Here is a 17,375-nt window from a genome sequence, read left to right as displayed (position 1 = left end):
CAGCGCCCTTTTTCTTTTAAAAATGAGAAAATTTCGGTATAATAGTCAAAGATAGTCAAGGTTTAAAGAGAGAGGTGGGTTTGTAATGAGATTTAAAAATACATCGGATCATATTGAGGCCTACATCAAGGCGATTTTAGATCAATCTGGAATTGTGGAGTTGCAACGGAGTCAGTTGGCAGATACTTTTCAGGTTGTTCCTAGTCAAATTAACTATGTGATTAAGACACGCTTTACGGAAAGTAGAGGCTACTTGGTTGAAAGTAAGCGTGGTGGTGGAGGCTATATTCGTATAGGGCGGATTGAGTTTTCTAGTCATCATGAAATGCTCCGAGAACTGCTTTACTCGATTGGTGAGCGAGTTAGTCAAGAAATTTATGAGGATATTCTGCAGCTTTTGGTTGAGCAGGAATTGATGACTAAGCAGGAGATGAATTTGTTGATGGCAGTAGCTTTGGATCGCGTTCTAGGAGAAGAAGCTCCAGTTGTTCGAGCTAACATGCTACGACAGGTCATACAAGAGGTAGATAGAAAAGGGAAGTAAGATGAACTATTCAAAAGCATTGAATGAATGTATCGAAAGTGCCTACATGGTTGCTGGCCATTTTGGAGCTCGTTATCTAGAGTCTTGGCACTTGTTGATTGCCATGTCCAATCACAGTTATAGTGTGGCAGGGGCGACTTTAAATGATTATCCATATGAGATGGACCGTTTAGAAGAGGTCGCTTTGGAATTGACTGAAACGGACTATAGCCAGGATGAAACCTTTACGGAATTGCCGTTCTCCCATCGTTTGCAGGTCCTTTTTGATGAAGCAGAGTATGTAGCGTCAGTGGTCCATGCTAAGGTGCTAGGGACAGAGCATGTCCTTTATGCGATTTTGCATGATGGAAATGCCTTGGCAACTCGTATCTTGGAGAGGGCTGGTTTTTCTTATGAAGACAAGAAAGATCAGGTCAAGATTGCTGCCCTACGTCGCAATTTAGAAGAACGTGCAGGTTGGACTCGTGAAGACCTCAAGGCTTTACGCCAACGCCATCGTACAGTAGCTGATAAGCAAAATTCTATGGCTAATATGATGGGCATGCCCCAGAATCCTAGTGGTGGTCTCGAGGACTATACGCATGATTTGACAGAGCAAGCGCGTTCTGGCAAGTTAGAACCAGTCATCGGTCGGGATAAGGAAATCTCGCGTATGATTCAAATCTTGAGCCGTAAAACTAAGAATAATCCTGTCTTGGTTGGAGATGCTGGTGTCGGAAAAACAGCCTTGGCACTTGGGCTCGCTCAGCGTATTGCTAGTGGTGACGTGCCAGCGGAAATGGCTAAGATGCGCGTGTTAGAACTTGATTTGATGAATGTCGTGGCAGGGACACGCTTCCGTGGTGACTTTGAAGAACGCATGAACAATATCATCAAGGATATTGAAGAAGATGGTCAAGTCATTCTCTTTATCGATGAACTTCATACCATCATGGGTTCTGGGAGCGGGATTGATTCGACTCTGGATGCGGCCAATATCTTGAAGCCAGCCTTGGCGCGTGGAACTTTGAGAACGGTTGGTGCGACCACTCAGGAAGAATACCAAAAACACATCGAAAAAGATGCGGCCCTTTCTCGTCGTTTCGCTAAAGTGACGATTGAAGAACCAAGTGTGGCAGACAGCATGACCATTTTACAAGGCTTGAAGGCGACTTATGAGAAGCATCACCGTGTGCAAATCACAGATGAAGCGGTTGAAACAGCTGTCAAGATGGCCCATCGTTACTTGACGAGCCGTCACTTGCCAGACTCTGCTATCGATCTCTTGGATGAGGCAGCAGCAACAGTGCAAAATAAGGCGAAACATGTAAAAGCAGACGATTCTGGCTTGAGTCCAGCTGACAAGGCCTTGATGGATGGCAAGTGGAAACAAGCAGCTCAGTTAATTGCAAAAGAAGAGGAAGTGCCTGTCTATAAAGATTTGGTGACAGAGTCTGATATTTTGACTACCTTGAGTCGTTTGTCAGGTATCCCAGTCCAAAAACTGACGCAAACAGATGCTAAGAAATACTTGAATTTGGAAGCTGAATTGCACAAACGTGTCATCGGGCAAGATCAAGCAGTTTCAAGCATTAGCCGTGCCATTCGCCGCAACCAGTCAGGGATTCGCAGTCACAAGCGTCCGATTGGTTCCTTTATGTTCCTAGGACCTACAGGTGTCGGGAAGACCGAATTGGCCAAGGCTCTGGCAGAAGTTCTTTTTGATGACGAATCAGCCCTTATCCGCTTTGATATGAGTGAGTATATGGAGAAATTCGCAGCCAGCCGTCTCAATGGAGCTCCTCCGGGCTATGTAGGTTATGAAGAAGGTGGGGAGTTGACCGAGAAAGTTCGCAACAAACCATATTCCGTTCTCCTCTTTGACGAGGTAGAGAAGGCCCATCCAGACATTTTTAATGTTCTCTTGCAGGTCTTGGATGATGGTGTATTGACAGATAGCAAGGGACGCAAGGTAGACTTCTCAAATACCATTATCATCATGACGTCAAACCTTGGTGCAACTGCCCTCCGTGATGACAAGACAGTTGGTTTTGGGGCGAAGGATATTCGTTTTGACCAGGAGAATATGGAAAAACGCATGTTTGAAGAGTTGAAAAAAGCTTATAGACCTGAGTTTATCAACCGTATTGATGAAAAGGTGGTCTTCCATAGCCTATCTAGCGATCATATGCAGGAAGTAGTGAAGATTATGGTCAAACCTTTAGTGGCAAGTTTGGCTGAAAAAGGCATCGACTTGAAATTACAAGCTTCCGCACTGAAATTATTGGCAAATCAAGGATATGATCCAGAGATGGGAGCTCGTCCACTTCGAAGAACCCTACAAACAGAAGTGGAAGACAAGTTGGCAGAACTTCTTCTCAAGGGAGAATTAGAGGCAGGCAGCACACTTAAGATTGGTGTCAAAGCAGGCCAATTAAAATTTGATATTGCATAAAAATGGAGAATCAGGAGCAATCTTGATTCTCTTTTTTTCTAGTTTTTTATAAAAAATAATAAAAAACTATTGACAAAACAAAAATATAGTTTATAATAAAAACGTAGATAACAAAAATATCAAAAAATATAAAAAGGTAATGCGTTTATGAAAAAGAAAACAGCAGTGGTATTTGGGACCTTTGCTCCGCTTCATCAAGGTCATATTGATCTGATCCAGCGAGCGAAGCGGCAGTGTGATCAGGTCTGGGTGGTTGTTTCAGGATATGAGGGAGACCGAGGGGAGCAGGTAGGCTTAACGCTTCAAAAAAGATTTCGCTATATCAGAGAGGCTTTTCGTGATGACGAGTTGACCTCTGTCTGCAAGTTAGATGAGACCAAGCTTCCTCGTTACCCTATGGGTTGGCAGGAGTGGTTGGACCAAATGTTAGCGGATATTTCTTATGATGAAACCCAGCAAGAACTGATCTTCTTTGTGGGAGAACGTGACTACCAGCAAGAATTGTCTAATCGTGGTTTTGAGACTGTCTTACAAGAAAGAAAGTTTGGAATTTCAGCGACTATGATTCGAGAAAATCCAAGCAAATATTGGAAATATATTGCTCAACCCTTTCGACGTCAGTTTACAAAGAAAGTGTTGATTATGGGAAGTGCTAGCAATGGGAAGACCACTTTAGCCAAGGATTTGGCAAGGTATTACGATGCACCCGTCAGTCTGGAATACGCACGTGAGTACCAGATCAAAAATAATGTCCGCGACGATGAACTGACTCCAAAAGATTACTATTATCTCCTGTTGGGGCAGTATGATCAGACCTCTAAGTTAATCGATAGCAATGCCAATAGGGGACTGGTGATAGCAGACACCAACTCCTTAGTAACCAAGGGCTACTATGACTATTACATGGAGACTGAGGACCAAGGGGATTTATCAGGAGAGACTTTTGATAATCTCTTTGCCTCGATTTTGGCTAAGGAGAAATGGGACTTGATTCTCTTTGTGCAACCTGTCGGCTCCTATGTCAATGACGGCTTTAGAGATATGACCATGGCAGAAGACCATATTCGTCACAGTTTTTCCCAGCATTTGGATCAGATGAGGGAGCACTACTTATCAAACATTCCACTAGTTTATCTAGCTGAGGATTACCTAGGAAATTATGAAGCAGCAAAAGTGGCTATTGATGCCATTTACCAAGCAGATTAGGAGAAAAATATGAAAAAACTAACTGAAAAAATCACACAATTTATCGAAAACTTTAAAAATGTCCATGCAGAAGCCCGCAAGATTGGTTTTGCAGGAATCATGCACTTGCTCTGGAAAGATCTCTTTGTCGGCCGTAGCCTCTTACAGTGGTTGTATCTCATCGCCTTGTCAAGTGTTCCCTTGATCTTGGAATTCACTCAAAATACAGATAGTCACGATTGGTTAAGCTTGTTTGCATCTTGGACTGGGATTGTCTGTGTCATCTTGGTAGCAGAAGGTCGTGCAAGCAATTATCTCTTTGGGGCCATTAACTCTGCTATCTATCTGATTTTGGCTATGAATGCGACTTTTTATGGCGAAGTTTTGACGACTGTTTACTTCTTTGTCATGCAACCGATTGGTCTCTATGCTTGGTTGTCCAATCGTATCAACGACCAAGGAAAACCAGAAGAATCCCACTTTGAAGCTAAGAAATTATCTGTTTTTGATTGGCTCAAATACTTGGCCTTGACTGCTATCATTTGGATTGGTATGGGCTTAGCTTACCAAAGTATCCATAGTGCTCGCCCTTTCCGTGATAGTGTTACCGATGCGACCAATGGTGTCGGTCAGCTCTTGATGACCCGTCTCTATCGTGAGCAATGGATTTTCTGGATTGCAACCAATCTCTTTAGTATCTACCTCTGGTGGGGTGAAAATATCCACATCCAAGGGATGTACTGGGTTTACACACTCAATAGTCTAGTAGGTTGGTACCAATGGACCAAGGCAGTTCGTAAGGAGGCATAAAATGACGGACACGATGATTCCAGCTGGGATGACAGAAAGAGAATATTTTGAAATTCATGCAAGTCAGGAGGAATTTTTAGATTGGTACTACAAGCAAGAACTCCCTCAATATGAAAAGCCAAGTGTGACGGTAGATATGGTAGCCTACTGCTTTGTCGAAGGAAAGATCAAGCTCTTACTAATCCGTCGCAAGGCTCATCCATATCAAAACTGTTTGGCCTTAGTTGGAGGGTTTATGGATAAGGGAGAAGATGCTGCACATGCCTGTCAGCGTGAGGTGAGAGAAGAGGTCAACCTCGATCTTCCTTTAGAAAAAATCGAGCAATTGATGACTGTATCAACTCCCGGTCGTGATCCACGTGGCTGGACGGTGACCATTGCCCACTTGGTTTATCTGCCTAGTCGAGCATTAGAACTTGTTCAAGCAGGAGACGATGCCAAGGATGTTGTTTTCGTAGATGTCGATTTTCAGACAGGAAAATGCTACCTAGAGGGAGTGGAGTTGGAAGAGCATGCCTTCGCTTTTGACCATTATGCTATTATCCAAGAATCCATCAAACGAATCCAAGGGCGCCTCGACTGGAACCCGACCTTCCTCTATCTGCTGGAGGAGGAGTTCACTGTCTACGAAGGGACTGAACTGGTCAATCTTATCAACCCCGGTCGTCCAATCGTCAGTAATAACTTTCTCGTAAAATATGGAGAATATGTAGAAGAAGTTGGACTCAAACGAGTACCTAAAAAGAAACCAAGAAAAACCTATCGATTGAAATAAAAAGCGAGGCCGGGACAAGTTCCCGACCTCTTTGTTTACTGTCATGAGATGGTTTTATTGTTGCGATTGCTTTTAGGTGTGCCTATCTTTCTTAGGATTGCTCAACATGTGAGTAAAGAAGTCTTTGTATCGATACTTAAGATAGTTCTCATGTAAAAATAACAAAGCGATATAAACAATCATAAAGACTGTAGTCAGATAGAAGACATCAAATGCAGTTCGCGAATAGTAAGTGGCTGACTGATAAGAGCCAATAACTCCTAAAATCAACCAAGGAAGATACTTGAAATACTTATTTAGCATAAGAATGCACCTCCTATATTCTATTTCAATGTTATTATATTTCTTCGCACTTAAAAATGCAAGCGATTACACAAAAACAAATTTAAATTTTTAATAGGAAAATCTCTTGTTTTTTCTATTAGATTACGAATAGAAGAGTAGGAGGAGTAAATGTGTCTAAAGTATTTAAGATTTTTAAAATAGTTTAGATAAATTGTTGACATATTTAAATCACAATGTTACAATTATATTACAAAAACATTTCTTTATATTTCTAAAATATTACAAAGGAGTAGAAAAATGAAAAAGAAAACCTATATCAAATTGATGGCAGCGACTGTATTAGCTTCTACCTTGCTACTGGGAGCTTGTGGAAATAAAAAGGAAACAACTCAAGCAAGCAGTTCTGCTAAGACAAGCCAATCATCAAGCTCTAAAGCAGCTTCTGCTAGCAAAGAAAGCAAGACTCAGAAGTCCTCAAGTTCAGCTTCATCTGAAAAGGCTAAGGCATCTACTGATCAATCTTCAGCAACTGCAACGCCATCACAAGCGGCACCTGCACCAGAGCAAAGACAGGGTCAAGAAGTGTCTAATCAACAGGCGGCTAGTCAACAAACTTCTGCTCAGACTCCTTCAACTCAACAAGCTCCTCAAGCCCAGTCTAACCAATCAAGCTATGATCCTACAACTGACCGCAAACTTCAAGACAAACAAGCAGAGCAAAATAAACGCTACAAGGGTGTTTTAACCATGGTAGATGGTGATTTTTCAGCTGCAGCGGGCAATTGGAAGGGAGCAAATGGCGAAACTATCACAGTTTCATCAGGTGGTCAATTTACAGTAGAATCTTCTGATGGAAAGAAAGAAAATTACTCTATCAAAGGCTATTCTTATACTCTTGATGATGGTAAGTATAATGCCAAAATTGGTGGAGGAAAAGTCATCCAAATTACAACAGGAGCGGATGGTAAGGTTTCTAGTGTTGCTTTGAGTCAATAATAGCCCTCATTATTTGAATTTTTACAGTCAAAAACCCGTAACCTTTAAGAGAGTTACGGGTTTTAAACTATTAAGCCTTATCCAGTTGCCAGAGGGCTTCAATCTCTGCTAGGGTGCTAGCTTGTGAAATGGCTCCACGGAGTTTAGCTGCACCAGATGTTCCACGAAGATAGTGAGGAGCGAGGTCACGGAATTCACGAACTGCTACATTTTCTCCTTTGAGGTTAATCAAGCGTTTCAAATGTTCGTAGGCGATTTTCATCTTATCTTCAAAAGTCAAATTAGGTAGGATTTTACCTACTAGAAGATTGTATCAGTTATATCTCGAAAGAAAAAAGAATAAATTTAACTATAAAACCTGTTTTATTGAATGAAAAAATGGTAGAATAAACATCAATATCAAGTGAAATGTGGAGTGTTACAAACAATGAAGTCAAAAATGTTTCGATTTTATTTTGTTTTGTTATTTATTTTCTTTTTTTATTTTTCATTTTCAATATTTAACCGAACGTACAGTGGAATCACCGTAGATAAACATGATAATGAGTGGATAGTTAGACAAGTCCATAATCTGGGAAGCTTTGCAAATCATCAAGAGATAATAGGGTCATCAATTATACAAATAGACGGTCAGAGTCCAGATAGTAATTTCTTATTATCTCGATTTTTAATTGTTGAACCGCTTCATTCTGTGACAGTGTTAGATAGAGGAATTTCAAAGAATTTAATAATAGAATCTGGGAAATCAAGCCAAATTATCTTTCTTGTTTTATCCATCATTGCTTTTCTGATTCTACTGTTATTTTGCTTATACATAAAAGGTAGAAGTAGAGGAAAAACTGGAAAACGATATTTTTATTTTATTATTTATACTAGTCTGATGTTATTATCGATTATTCCATCAAGTATAGGAGATGTATTTGGTCGTAGTCTATTAATTTCATACTTGACTTTATTTCCATTATTCATGGATATTTTCATTAGAGTGTTAGTCCTGAAGATAAAAGGTTCAACCATTTCTAACTTTTCTCGTATTATACTGGGCTATTCACTCATCACTCAACTTTTGTTTGTTTATAATCTTATACAGCCCATTGATTTTTTGACCATCTTTTTTTCTAGGGGGGTATTTTATTTAGTATTTTTCTTTTTAGTTATCCTACTTTTAAAGATGCTTATAAATTACTCTCAGATAAGAGAAATGTTGCCAATTCATACCTTATTTTTAGCAGTTCTTGCCTTATTTCCTCTATTTTTTGGATATATTTTTCCGATTGGTAAGGAAGTTTCGTTTATTTATAGTATTCCTCTATTGTTGCTTATTTTGTTCTCTATTGTAAATAACTTGATACTAGAGCGAATGATATATGTTGCTTGGAAGTGGAACCCGTTCATATATAACTTGATATTTGCCGTTTTTTTTACTAGTCTAATTATTCTTTTTAGTCTGTTATTAAGAGAATTTTCTCCAATTTTTTTCGTTCTTTACACTTTTCTTTTTTCGCTAGCTTTGTTACCTGAAATAAGGAAAATGATGTTGATTAGCCATAAGATGGAGGGAATCTTTAGTAGTTTTCATACTTTTGTAGCTACTGAATTGGAGAGGGAAGAAATTGCAACGTTTATACATGATACTACAATTCAGAAGGTTATTTATTATAAAAAGCAGTTAGAAATTAGTGAACAAATTAATAGGATAGCTTTATTAGAGATGTTGGATGATATTGTCTTTGAATTAAGAGATTTATGTTCCAATATCTATCCTTTAATGGTGCATGAATTAGGGCTGAAAGAATCTATTACTAGCATATTAAACCAATTCATGAAGATGGAAACTGTTTCGATTATGACAACTTTTTCAATAGATGAAGAAAAAGTTAATGATAAAGTAGGCACGTTTGTATTAAGGACAGTTAAAGAATTAGTAAATAATAGTATTCTTCATGGGAATGCTAGAGAAATTACTGTAGATTTATCTACAAAAGAAAAGATTTTATCAATTGTAGTTATAGATGATGGTATTTTTAAGGGAAACTATCAGTCTAATGAACATCATTTTGGTTTAAATAGAATTGTAGAGAAGGTTCATTTATTGGGGGGAACTGTTCAGATAAATATAGAACCTACAAGTGTGAAGATACGAATACCTATAGAAGGGAAGAAAAATGATTCGTTTGGTTTTGATTGATGATCACAGTTTAGTATTACAAGGATTGGAGAACTATTTTTTAAAGGAAGATGATTTTAAAATCGTTGGTTCCTATACAGAAGTAGCAGATTTACTTCTTTGTCTCAAGCATGAAAAGGTAGATGTGCTAGTTATGGATTTTATGCTGAAAGGAGTAACGGCATTTGATGTTATTAGTCAAATAAATAGATTTCTGAATACAGTTCCCAAGATAGTTCTTTTGTCAGGGTTTTATGACACTTTGTTACATAAGAGAGCGATGGACTTTGGGATTCAAGCTTTTTTACCCAAAGAAAGTTCTTATTTGGATGTTAAAAGTGCAATTTATGCTGTTTATAAGGGCAATCATATTATCCCAGATGGTTTGATAGAAAAGCAAGAAAATAATCTATTGACAGATACGGAGTTAAGTGTATTGGAACTTATTGTAAAAGAATATTCTAATGAAAAGATAGCAAATAGTTTATTTGTCAGCAGGAGAACGGTGGATACCCATGTTTCCAATATTTGTTCAAAGTTGGGAGTGACGAGTAGAGTTGGAGCTGTACGTGAGGCTATTCGATTAAATCTAGTATCTTTATAATTTATACTAAAAAGGCAAGAAGGTTTTCGTAAATTACGGATTCTTTCTTGTCTTTTTTTGTTTAATATAGAGTCAGTTTAACAGATTGGAGAAGGATATGCTAACAGTAGATTATTTACTTGGAGATAATAGAAATCGCTATTTTGGTAGAGGACATAAGAGAACGACTTATTTAGTTAAGTTGAAAAATATTTTAGAAGGAGTTGGTTCTCTTCATCAAGAAGGTTTGTGGTCTAGTAAACAATCTGAAATTATACAGCAGCACCTGAGTACATTAGATGGAATAGTATTAGCTCATTTATTTGGAAGTGAAATACTGAAAAGAATGGGAGTGAGCTTAAATCAGTATAGGTTAAGCCATTTTGAGATAAAGTCAGGGATAAAAGCTATAGAAGAATTGGTAAATTTAAAATTAGAATTACAAAATTTCAAAATGACGAATCAAGTAATTGAATTTGATTGCTTGGTAATGGATATGAAAGTTTGTTTAGGATATCAATTATTAGAATGTATGGAAAATGTAGCTGCTATAGGAGAACAAGGTAGAGATTTTTTATCAACTCATTTGAGAGATAGACAACATGATATATACGATGTTGAGTTTTCAGATAGTAGTATATCTTGTAAGGCAGAGCAAGTATTGATCAAAGATATTGATCAAAGATATTGAATATAGTGGTGTAGGTAGTCTAGAAAAGAATTATTATAGTTTGTTAGAACTTCTGATTATTTTTTCTCAAATGGCAGAGATGTTAGCCTACCATATAGAAGAGATATCGCGGGAGGAGAGCAATACCATGTGGATGAAGCAAGTGAGTGCAGACTTGAATTCACCAATTTTGAACGGAGTAGTAGAGCTTAGTGGTAGTGTTTCAAAAAATAGATTATTAAAAATTAGAGAAGAGCATTGGAAAGTCTACGAAATGTCCGGATATGATATAGATCATAAGGTAGTCTTTAAAAGTAAAATAGCTCAAAAATTACCTGATGGAGGGGGACAGTGATGGGAAATAGAGAATTAAGGTTAGTCATATCAGGAACTTATTCTACAGGTAAGACAACAACTGCGACAGCTCTTTCGATTGCAACGGGCCTTCCCTTAATTGACGCTTTATCTGCGAGGGAAATTTTGACAGATTTATATCCTGGCAGAAGATTTCAGGATATGTCATCAACTGAATTAATGGCACTGGGGCTAAAGCGTTTTGAAGAGAGAATTCGTACGGAAGGAATTTTATACAAGGAACATGGAAGTTTTCTATCAGATGGTTCAGTATTGAATGAATGGATTTACGGGACTGTTCGAATGAGGGTAGGAATTAACCCAGGATCAGCATTCATTCATCGATTGATGAAATCTATTTTAGGTATTCCAGGTCGACGATTTTTCAAAAAATATTTGACTGCCTATGGGGTTGTCTCTAAGAATCATGCGAAATTGTGGTATACAGATGTTGTCCATCTACCAGTAGAGTTTGCAATGGATCCAGATGGGCATAGACCAGTATCTGAAGAGTATCGAAATTTATCAGATGAGGAATTATATGAAGCTTATAGGAATTTGGGTCTAACACCTTATTGTGTAAAAGGTAGTCAGAAAGAACGGTTAAATCAGATCATTCAACATTATAAGTTGCCAATAGTTGTTCCAGTAGATGAGGCTATTTCCTTAGCTGAAAAGGTTATACGAGAAAACAGGGAAGCAGTATCTAAACGTATCATAGAGCAGTATGAAGAGCCTACATTAAAGGAAAAAATAAAATTTATGACAAGATATTAGGAGTATATATGATTCAGTTTCAAAATATTAGTAAGATTTATAAGGTGGGGGAGCAAGAAGTTCGTGCTTTAGATCAAGTTAGTTTTTCCATTGAGAAAGGGAAATTTACAGTTATTTTAGGTCCATCAGGTTCAGGGAAAAGTACGTTACTAAATTTACTTGGTGGGATGGATCGTGCGACATCGGGAACCTTTATATTTGATGAGGAACTAGTAACAAAATTTACAGACAAGGAATTATCTGCTTATCGAAAAGATAAAATTGGTTTTGTTTTTCAATTTTATAACTTAGTTCCAAGTTTAACAGCCAAGGAGAATGTAGGTATTGCAGCAAATTTAGTGAAAAACAATAAAGAAATTGATATGTATTTAGATCAAGTTGGTTTACTTCATAGAAAAAATAATTTTCCTAATCAGCTTTCTGGAGGTGAAATGCAACGTGTATCAATTGCAAGGGCATTGGCTAAAGAGCCTAGTCTATTATTGTGTGATGAACCTACAGGAGCGTTAGATTCAAAGACAGGCGATAGTATTTTAACTTTATTGAAGGAAGTTTCTAGAAATGGGAATGCTGCAGTTGTAATGGTTACACACAATAGGGAGTTTGCTAAATTTGCAGATCGAGTTATATATTTGAAAGATGGAAGTATTGAAAAAATAGAGAATAATGAAGAGGTGTTGGGATGAGGTATCTTCATATAAAATTATTAAGAGATCTCCGGCAAAATTGGCAACAATTTTTCTCTGTTTTTCTGATGTCTCTATTAAGTGTATTAATCTTTGTAGGTCTACAAGGAGCTTGGCATGGACTTGAAAAGAGTCTACAGAGTTATTTGAAACAATCTGAACTTCCTGTTGTTTGGGTTCAAGCGAGACAAATTGATGAATCAAAAATTAAGCAGGTTGAACTATTATCTTCTGTTGAAAAAGTTATCAGTAAAAAGAAAGGATTTGCTAATATTGTTCGTTTAGACAAGACTGATGGACGAATCAATCTTGAAACGATTACAGATAATCAACTGGTTACAGTAACAGAAGGAAGTCCTTTTTCTGAAGGAAAACAAGATTCGATTTGGATTGATGGGAATTATGCTAAGAAGAATCAATTACAGATTGGAGATTCAATTTCTATTTCATCAAGGGGGAAACAGATAGATTTAGAAATTGTAGGATTTGTTCAGGCAACAGATAAGATTTATTTTACAGGTAGCATGGAATATATAGCTCCAAATCCTGACAATGATGCCTATGGTTATATTGCAGATAATGAAATTGCAAAAGGAATTCTGGGTTTATCGTCAGATAATGCCTTAGAAATTTATGGCTCTAAGATAGATTTGCGAGGAGATTTAGAGTCTATTTTTGGGGGCGATTTAATTTCTTATCAAGATCAAAAAAGTTTAACTGAAATATCAGAAGCTACCGATCGAGTTGGGCAAATTAGAAACTTATCTTACTTATTTTCTTTTATCTTTATTTTGTTAGCTATTTTGGCTATGTTTACAACCATTCAGCGTTTGATTGATGGCCAAACAAAAGAGATTGCTGTATTAAAGGCTTTAGGTTTTTCAAATCAGGCTATCAGTTTACATTATATTTTATTTGGCTTAGTAGTAAGTTTATTAGGAAGTTTTGCAGGCTTTGCTATTTCTCCCTTGATGTCATGGTTTGTACTAGAAACTCAAAAGTCAATGTTTACACTTCCAAATTGGCAAATCTCTTATTCATCTTCATCAATAGTCGTTGGTATTGTAGTCATTATTATTTGTGTTTTAGCTGCCTATTTAGCTTCTAGAGAGTCAGCTAGAGGCTTACCAGCAATATTTTTAAGAGGTAAAGAAAAAGTTGCTAAATCTGTCTTTGTAGAAAGATTTTCCTCTATCTGGCAACGAATTTCTTATCCTTCAAGATGGGCAATTCGGGATGCCTCGTTTAATCGTATTCGAGTTTTGATGGGAATCGTGGGAGTTGCAGGAAGTATGATGTTACTGATTGCTGGAATTGGTATGCCTGTGTCCATGAATCATCTTGTTGATAAGGCATATAATGAAGATTTTTCTTATTCAAAACGACTGACCGTAGCGGATTATACCACTTCTAAGTCCAGATATGGTGGGCAAGGCGTACAAATCTCACAAGCACATTTTAATCCAGATGATAGCTACAATCGTTTATTGATTATATTTGATGATGGAGATATGATCCAAGCAAAAACAGAGAGTGCTGATTCTTTGAAAGATGATGGTTTGTATGTAACTAGATCATTTGCCCATTTAGCAGGTATTAAAGTCGGAGATTTTTTAAATGTGACTCCCTATCAAGATGGTCATACTTACAAGTTTGAAGTAAAAGGGATTGTCACAAGTGAAACCAATCAAGGGGCTTATCTTCATGCTAGAGTCTTTGAAAAATCAGGGGGAGATTTTACTCCACATACTTTATTAGTTGGGCCGGAGGTGGACGAAGATACTATTAAGCAAGACAAAGGTGTTCTATCTGTCATTGAAAAAGGGAGCCAAGAAAAAAATGCCTATGATTTTGTATCTAGTTTGATGAGTGTATTTCTAATGATTATTGGCTTTGCCTTATTACTTGTTATTATTGTTCTCTATAATCTGGGCTCTTTAAACTTTGTAGAGAGAATGAGAGACTATGCTACATTACAAGTATTAGGATTTTCTAATCAATATCTACAGATGGTAACTCTTTTTGAGACTATACTAACTACCTTTATTGGTTGGCTAGTAGGAATTCCTTTAGGCATATGGTTTTTGAAAGAATATGTAGCAACATTTTCGACGATTCGAATTGAGTATACCGCTTATATCAGTATGTATGTCCTTGCTTCTGCTACGTTATTGGTTTGGTTTACATCTTTAGGGACTGCTTATTTTATTAGTCTTCGTATGAGAAAGATTGACATGATTAGTGCTCTAAAGGGGGTAGACTAGTATAGTCAGTTCTGAGTGAATTTATAGACATTTATGAATAATTGTTAATCATCAGTTCTAATACTCAATGAAAATCAAAGAGCAAACTAGGAAGCTAGCCGTGGGCTGCTCAAAGCACTGCTTTGAGGTTGTAGATAGAACTGACGAAGTCAGTAACCTATATACGGTAAGGCGATGCTGACGTGGTTTGAAGAGATTTTCGAAGAGTATAAGGTCTAAATTTACCTATTTGTGTTTCGGTTCACTGCATTACTGCATTCAAAATCCGTCAGCTCAATAAGAGTTGACGGATTATTTTATACTTATACTTGGGTTAAAAATTCTTCTGTAGTAAGAATTTGAGCAAACTCATCTTGTAGAGAAAGGAGATTAATCTCATGGATAGTCTCAGGAGAGATGGCCTGACCGTTTTTGTTAGATAGGGTAAAACTGGCAGTGGCATCTGCTAGTAAAGTGACTTTAAAATCAAGATTTGCTGCCATTCGTGTCGTAGTAGATACACAATGAGGCAGGGTCAAACCAACAACGACTAAATGACAAATCTGATTTTTTCGTAAATATGTTTCAAGATTTGTTCCAATGAAGGCGCTATTAACCGTTTTTTGAAAGATAGGTTCTGAGGTGACTGGTTCAAATCTACTTTTAAACTCCTGATTTTGTTTGTTATGAAATTGCGACTGGGGATTGTCAGATATGTGTTGAACATGTAAGATTGGAAGAGCGTGTTTACGAAAGTATGCCAGTACCCTCAATGCTTGTTGTTCAGCTTGAGGGTTGTTCCGTTCTCCCCAGATAGGGTTATCAAATGCTTTTTGCATATCGATAACAAGTAGAGCAGTATGAACCATTTTAAGCCTTATCCAATTGCAAGAGAGCTTCAATCTCTGCTAGGGTGCTAGCTTGTGAAATAGCTCCACGAAGTTTGGCAGCGCCAGATGTTCCACGGAGGTAGTGAGGAGCGAGGCCACGGAATTCACGAACTGCGACATTTTCCCCTTTGAGGTTAATCAAGCGTTTCAAGTGTTCGTAGGCAATTTTCATCTTGTCTTCAAAGGTCAAATCAGGTAGAATTTCTCCTGTTTCAAAGTAGTGGTTGATTTGGTTGAAGAGGTAAGGATTTCCCATGGCAGCTCGGCCAATCATAACTGCATCAGCACCGACTTCTTCGATGCGTTGCTTGGCTTCTTGAACTGTACGGATGTCACCGTTGGCGATAAATGGAATCTTGGTCAAAGCTTGAGCGACCTTGTGAAGGGTCTCAAGGTCTGCGTGACCTGTATACATTTGCTCACGGGTACGGCCATGCATGGCGAGGGCAGAAACGCCTGCAGCTTCAGCAGCGAGGGCATTTTCTACTGCCAGAGACGGGTCAGCCCAGCCGGTACGCATTTTGACAGTAAGTGGGATATCAAGGACAGATTGAACCTTGTTGATGATAGAGTAAATCTTATCTGGATCCTTGAGCCACATAGCGCCAGCTTCGTTCTTCACGATTTTGTTAACTGGGCAGCCCATGTTGATATCCACAATATCGGTTTTGGTGTTTTCTTGGATGAATTCTGCTGCGCGTGCCAGGCTGTCTTCATCACTACCAAAAAGTTGGATAGAAACAGGGTTTTCGCCTTCATCGATATGAAGCATATGCAGGGTTTTTTCGTTGTTGTATTGGATTCCCTTGTCAGAGACCATTTCCATGACAACGAGTCCAGCTCCGAGCTCTTTTGCAATAGTACGAAAGGCTGAGTTGGTCACGCCAGCCATGGGCGCTAAAACGGTACGATTGGGAATCTCAACATTGCCAATCATAAAGGGTGTATTAAGATTTGTCACGAATGAGTTCCTCCAGGTCGTGTTCATCAAAGTTGTAAGTTGTTTGGCAGAATTGACAAGTGATTTCTGCCCCGTGGTCTTCCTCTTTCATTTCCTGTAAGTCTGAGCTTGGAAGGCTAGCAAGAGCGTTCATAAAGCGTTCATGGCTACAGTCACATTGGAAACGGATTTCTTCTTCAGAAAGACGCTTGTAGGCCTCGTCCCCGTAGATAGCCTTGAGGAGGGCTTCGATATGGTCTTCACTTTCGAGAAGGGTCGAGATAGCTGGCATTTCTTGGATGCGTTTTTCAAAGCGAGCAATCTCTTCTTCCTTGGCTCCCGGCAAGACTTGGACTAGGAAACCACCTGCAACCTTGACCTTGTCTTCTTCGTCCAAAAGGACATTGAGACCGACTGCTGAAGGTGTTTGTTGGCTTTCAGTCAGGTAAAAGGCAAGGTCTTCACCAATTTCTCCAGAGATAAGGGGAGTCATAGAGTTGTAAGGATTTCCAGTACCGTAGTCTGTGATAACGAGGAATTGACCATTTCCAACAAAAGGTCCAACTAGAACTTCACCAGTTGCAGTCTTTTTGATGTCAACACCAGGATTTTGAACGTAGCCTTTGACGTTCCCCTTGGTATCAGCGACGGTGATGATAGCACCTAGGGAGCTAGATCCCAGCACCTTAACTGTTAGTTTAGTGTTTCCTTTTTCATTGGCTGCGAGAATCTGGCTAGCGATAAGAGTTCGACCAAGTGCTACAGTTGAGCTAGCTTGGGTTTGGTGTTTTTCTTGAGCAGTGCGGACGGTTTCTGTGCTGTCAAGGACAAAAGCACGAAAGGCTCCGCTTTCTGATATAGTTTTAATAATTTTATCCATAGCTACTATTTTAGCATAAAAATGCCCAAAGAGGGAGCCGTGTGTTTGTTGATTTTTAGGATAATGGACTGGGAAATTAGCATGAAAATAAAAAGAGAAACAGATTATTTCAGCATTTGTAAGATTTATGCTATGCTTAAGGTAGAAAATGAAAGG

At 38.3% G+C, this 17,375-nt stretch carries 17 protein-coding genes and 1 pseudogene; 13 read left to right on the top strand and 5 right to left on the bottom strand.

The features are described from left to right. Window positions 1-85 precede the first annotated feature (85 nt). From N8M16_RS03760 to N8M16_RS03740, 5 genes are all read left to right on the top strand, one after another. A complete protein-coding gene (locus N8M16_RS03760) occupies window positions 86-544 on the top strand; it encodes a CtsR family transcriptional regulator (protein WP_140223802.1) in 459 nt (152 codons plus the stop codon). Between the two features lies 1 nt (window position 545). Continuing rightward, window positions 546-2,978 carry an ATP-dependent Clp protease ATP-binding subunit gene (locus tag N8M16_RS03755; RefSeq protein ID WP_237447133.1) on the top strand — a complete coding sequence of 811 codons (2,433 nt, stop codon included), beginning with the start codon at window positions 546-548 and terminating at the stop codon, window positions 2,976-2,978. A gap of 147 nt (window positions 2,979-3,125) precedes the next feature. Next, on the top strand, window positions 3,126-4,184 hold the full coding sequence (locus tag N8M16_RS03750; protein WP_261069649.1) for an AAA family ATPase: 1,059 nt from the start codon (window positions 3,126-3,128) through the stop codon (window positions 4,182-4,184). A gap of 9 nt (window positions 4,185-4,193) precedes the next feature. Beyond that, the gene (pnuC, locus tag N8M16_RS03745; protein ID WP_237447135.1) at window positions 4,194-4,973 is read left to right on the top strand and encodes a nicotinamide riboside transporter PnuC; all 780 of its coding nucleotides are present in this window, start codon (window positions 4,194-4,196) and stop codon (window positions 4,971-4,973) included. Between the two features lies 1 nt (window position 4,974). Beyond that, entirely contained in the window at window positions 4,975-5,748 is a 774-nt protein-coding gene (locus tag N8M16_RS03740) for an NUDIX domain-containing protein (protein ID WP_237447136.1), read from the top strand. 72 nt (window positions 5,749-5,820) lie between these two features. Here N8M16_RS03740 and N8M16_RS03735 read toward each other — a convergent pair whose 3' ends face one another. Next, complete coding sequence (locus tag N8M16_RS03735; RefSeq protein ID WP_237447137.1) at window positions 5,821-6,051, bottom strand: hypothetical protein; 231 nt, start codon at window positions 6,049-6,051, stop codon at window positions 5,821-5,823. Between the two features lie 279 nt (window positions 6,052-6,330). Here N8M16_RS03735 and N8M16_RS03730 point away from each other — a divergent pair, with 279 nt between their 5' ends. Next, window positions 6,331-7,029 carry a hypothetical protein gene (locus N8M16_RS03730; RefSeq protein ID WP_247939257.1) on the top strand — a complete coding sequence of 233 codons (699 nt, stop codon included), beginning with the start codon at window positions 6,331-6,333 and terminating at the stop codon, window positions 7,027-7,029. Window positions 7,030-7,099: 70 nt separating this feature from the next. Here N8M16_RS03730 and N8M16_RS03725 read toward each other — a convergent pair. After that, window positions 7,100-7,327, bottom strand: a pseudogene (locus tag N8M16_RS03725) (tRNA dihydrouridine synthase DusB); the annotation flags it as partial. Between the two features lie 129 nt (window positions 7,328-7,456). Here N8M16_RS03725 and N8M16_RS03720 point away from each other — a divergent pair. The 7 genes from N8M16_RS03720 (at window position 7,457) to N8M16_RS03690 (ending at window position 14,530) form a co-directional block, all read left to right on the top strand. Next, on the top strand, window positions 7,457-9,217 hold the full coding sequence (locus N8M16_RS03720; protein ID WP_024057550.1) for a sensor histidine kinase: 1,761 nt from the start codon (window positions 7,457-7,459) through the stop codon (window positions 9,215-9,217). Further along, window positions 9,195-9,800, top strand: a complete 606-nt coding sequence (locus N8M16_RS03715) for a response regulator transcription factor (RefSeq protein WP_024057549.1) — start codon at window positions 9,195-9,197, stop codon at window positions 9,798-9,800. The genes N8M16_RS03720 and N8M16_RS03715 overlap by 23 nt, the downstream gene beginning before the upstream one ends. Window positions 9,801-9,897: 97 nt before the next feature. Further along, window positions 9,898-10,470 (top strand): AvrD family protein, encoded by a 573-nt coding sequence (locus N8M16_RS03710; protein WP_261069648.1) that lies wholly within the window; start codon window positions 9,898-9,900, stop codon window positions 10,468-10,470. Beyond that, window positions 10,454-10,804 carry an AvrD family protein gene (locus N8M16_RS03705; RefSeq protein ID WP_261069647.1) on the top strand — a complete coding sequence of 117 codons (351 nt, stop codon included), beginning with the start codon at window positions 10,454-10,456 and terminating at the stop codon, window positions 10,802-10,804. The genes N8M16_RS03710 and N8M16_RS03705 overlap by 17 nt, the downstream gene beginning before the upstream one ends. Then, window positions 10,804-11,580 carry an AAA family ATPase gene (locus N8M16_RS03700; protein ID WP_024057547.1) on the top strand — a complete coding sequence of 259 codons (777 nt, stop codon included), beginning with the start codon at window positions 10,804-10,806 and terminating at the stop codon, window positions 11,578-11,580. The genes N8M16_RS03705 and N8M16_RS03700 overlap by 1 nt, the downstream gene beginning before the upstream one ends. An 8-nt stretch (window positions 11,581-11,588) precedes the next feature. Beyond that, window positions 11,589-12,266 carry an ABC transporter ATP-binding protein gene (locus N8M16_RS03695; protein WP_000614115.1) on the top strand — a complete coding sequence of 226 codons (678 nt, stop codon included), beginning with the start codon at window positions 11,589-11,591 and terminating at the stop codon, window positions 12,264-12,266. Beyond that, window positions 12,263-14,530, top strand: a complete 2,268-nt coding sequence (locus N8M16_RS03690; RefSeq protein WP_024057546.1) for an ABC transporter permease — start codon at window positions 12,263-12,265, stop codon at window positions 14,528-14,530. Before N8M16_RS03695 ends, N8M16_RS03690 begins: the two co-directional genes overlap by 4 nt. Window positions 14,531-14,832: 302 nt before the next feature. Here the strand turns inward: N8M16_RS03690 and N8M16_RS03685 are convergent, their stop codons facing one another. From N8M16_RS03685 to hslO, 3 genes are read right to left on the bottom strand one after another with little or no spacing between them, the layout of a single operon-like run. After that, a complete protein-coding gene (locus tag N8M16_RS03685; protein WP_084928029.1) occupies window positions 14,833-15,378 on the bottom strand; it encodes a cysteine hydrolase family protein in 546 nt (181 codons plus the stop codon). Between the two features lies 1 nt (window position 15,379). Beyond that, the gene (dusB, locus tag N8M16_RS03680) at window positions 15,380-16,360 is read right to left on the bottom strand and encodes a tRNA dihydrouridine synthase DusB (protein ID WP_000183308.1); all 981 of its coding nucleotides are present in this window, start codon (window positions 16,358-16,360) and stop codon (window positions 15,380-15,382) included. Continuing rightward, entirely contained in the window at window positions 16,347-17,219 is an 873-nt protein-coding gene (hslO, locus tag N8M16_RS03675) for an Hsp33 family molecular chaperone HslO (RefSeq protein WP_049499132.1), read from the bottom strand. The genes dusB and hslO overlap by 14 nt, the downstream gene beginning before the upstream one ends. Window positions 17,220-17,375 lie beyond the last annotated feature (156 nt).

The organism is Streptococcus mitis (assembly GCF_946188375.1).
Lineage (GTDB): Bacteria > Bacillota > Bacilli > Lactobacillales > Streptococcaceae > Streptococcus > Streptococcus mitis_CX.
The sequence above is the reverse complement of the archived record's forward strand: the minus strand, read 5'-3'. Positions and strand labels throughout refer to the sequence as shown.

Excerpts from the sequence above, each read along its gene's own strand:
- N8M16_RS03685 (WP_084928029.1), bottom strand. The coding sequence starts at position 15,378 with ATGGTTCATACTGCTCTACTTGTTATCGATATGCAAAAAGCATTTGAT.
- N8M16_RS03710 (WP_261069648.1), top strand. The coding sequence starts at position 9,898 with ATGCTAACAGTAGATTATTTACTTGGAGATAATAGAAATCGCTATTTT.
- N8M16_RS03730 (WP_247939257.1), top strand. The coding sequence starts at position 6,331 with ATGAAAAAGAAAACCTATATCAAATTGATGGCAGCGACTGTATTAGCT.
- N8M16_RS03700 (WP_024057547.1), top strand. The coding sequence starts at position 10,804 with ATGGGAAATAGAGAATTAAGGTTAGTCATATCAGGAACTTATTCTACA.
- N8M16_RS03755 (WP_237447133.1), top strand. The coding sequence starts at position 546 with ATGAACTATTCAAAAGCATTGAATGAATGTATCGAAAGTGCCTACATG.
- N8M16_RS03760 (WP_140223802.1), top strand. The coding sequence starts at position 86 with ATGAGATTTAAAAATACATCGGATCATATTGAGGCCTACATCAAGGCG.
- N8M16_RS03690 (WP_024057546.1), top strand. The coding sequence starts at position 12,263 with ATGAGGTATCTTCATATAAAATTATTAAGAGATCTCCGGCAAAATTGG.
- N8M16_RS03735 (WP_237447137.1), bottom strand. The coding sequence starts at position 6,051 with ATGCTAAATAAGTATTTCAAGTATCTTCCTTGGTTGATTTTAGGAGTT.
- pnuC (WP_237447135.1), top strand. The coding sequence starts at position 4,194 with ATGAAAAAACTAACTGAAAAAATCACACAATTTATCGAAAACTTTAAA.
- N8M16_RS03750 (WP_261069649.1), top strand. The coding sequence starts at position 3,126 with ATGAAAAAGAAAACAGCAGTGGTATTTGGGACCTTTGCTCCGCTTCAT.
- N8M16_RS03715 (WP_024057549.1), top strand. The coding sequence starts at position 9,195 with ATGATTCGTTTGGTTTTGATTGATGATCACAGTTTAGTATTACAAGGA.
- N8M16_RS03740 (WP_237447136.1), top strand. The coding sequence starts at position 4,975 with ATGACGGACACGATGATTCCAGCTGGGATGACAGAAAGAGAATATTTT.
- N8M16_RS03720 (WP_024057550.1), top strand. The coding sequence starts at position 7,457 with ATGAAGTCAAAAATGTTTCGATTTTATTTTGTTTTGTTATTTATTTTC.
- hslO (WP_049499132.1), bottom strand. The coding sequence starts at position 17,219 with ATGGATAAAATTATTAAAACTATATCAGAAAGCGGAGCCTTTCGTGCT.
- N8M16_RS03695 (WP_000614115.1), top strand. The coding sequence starts at position 11,589 with ATGATTCAGTTTCAAAATATTAGTAAGATTTATAAGGTGGGGGAGCAA.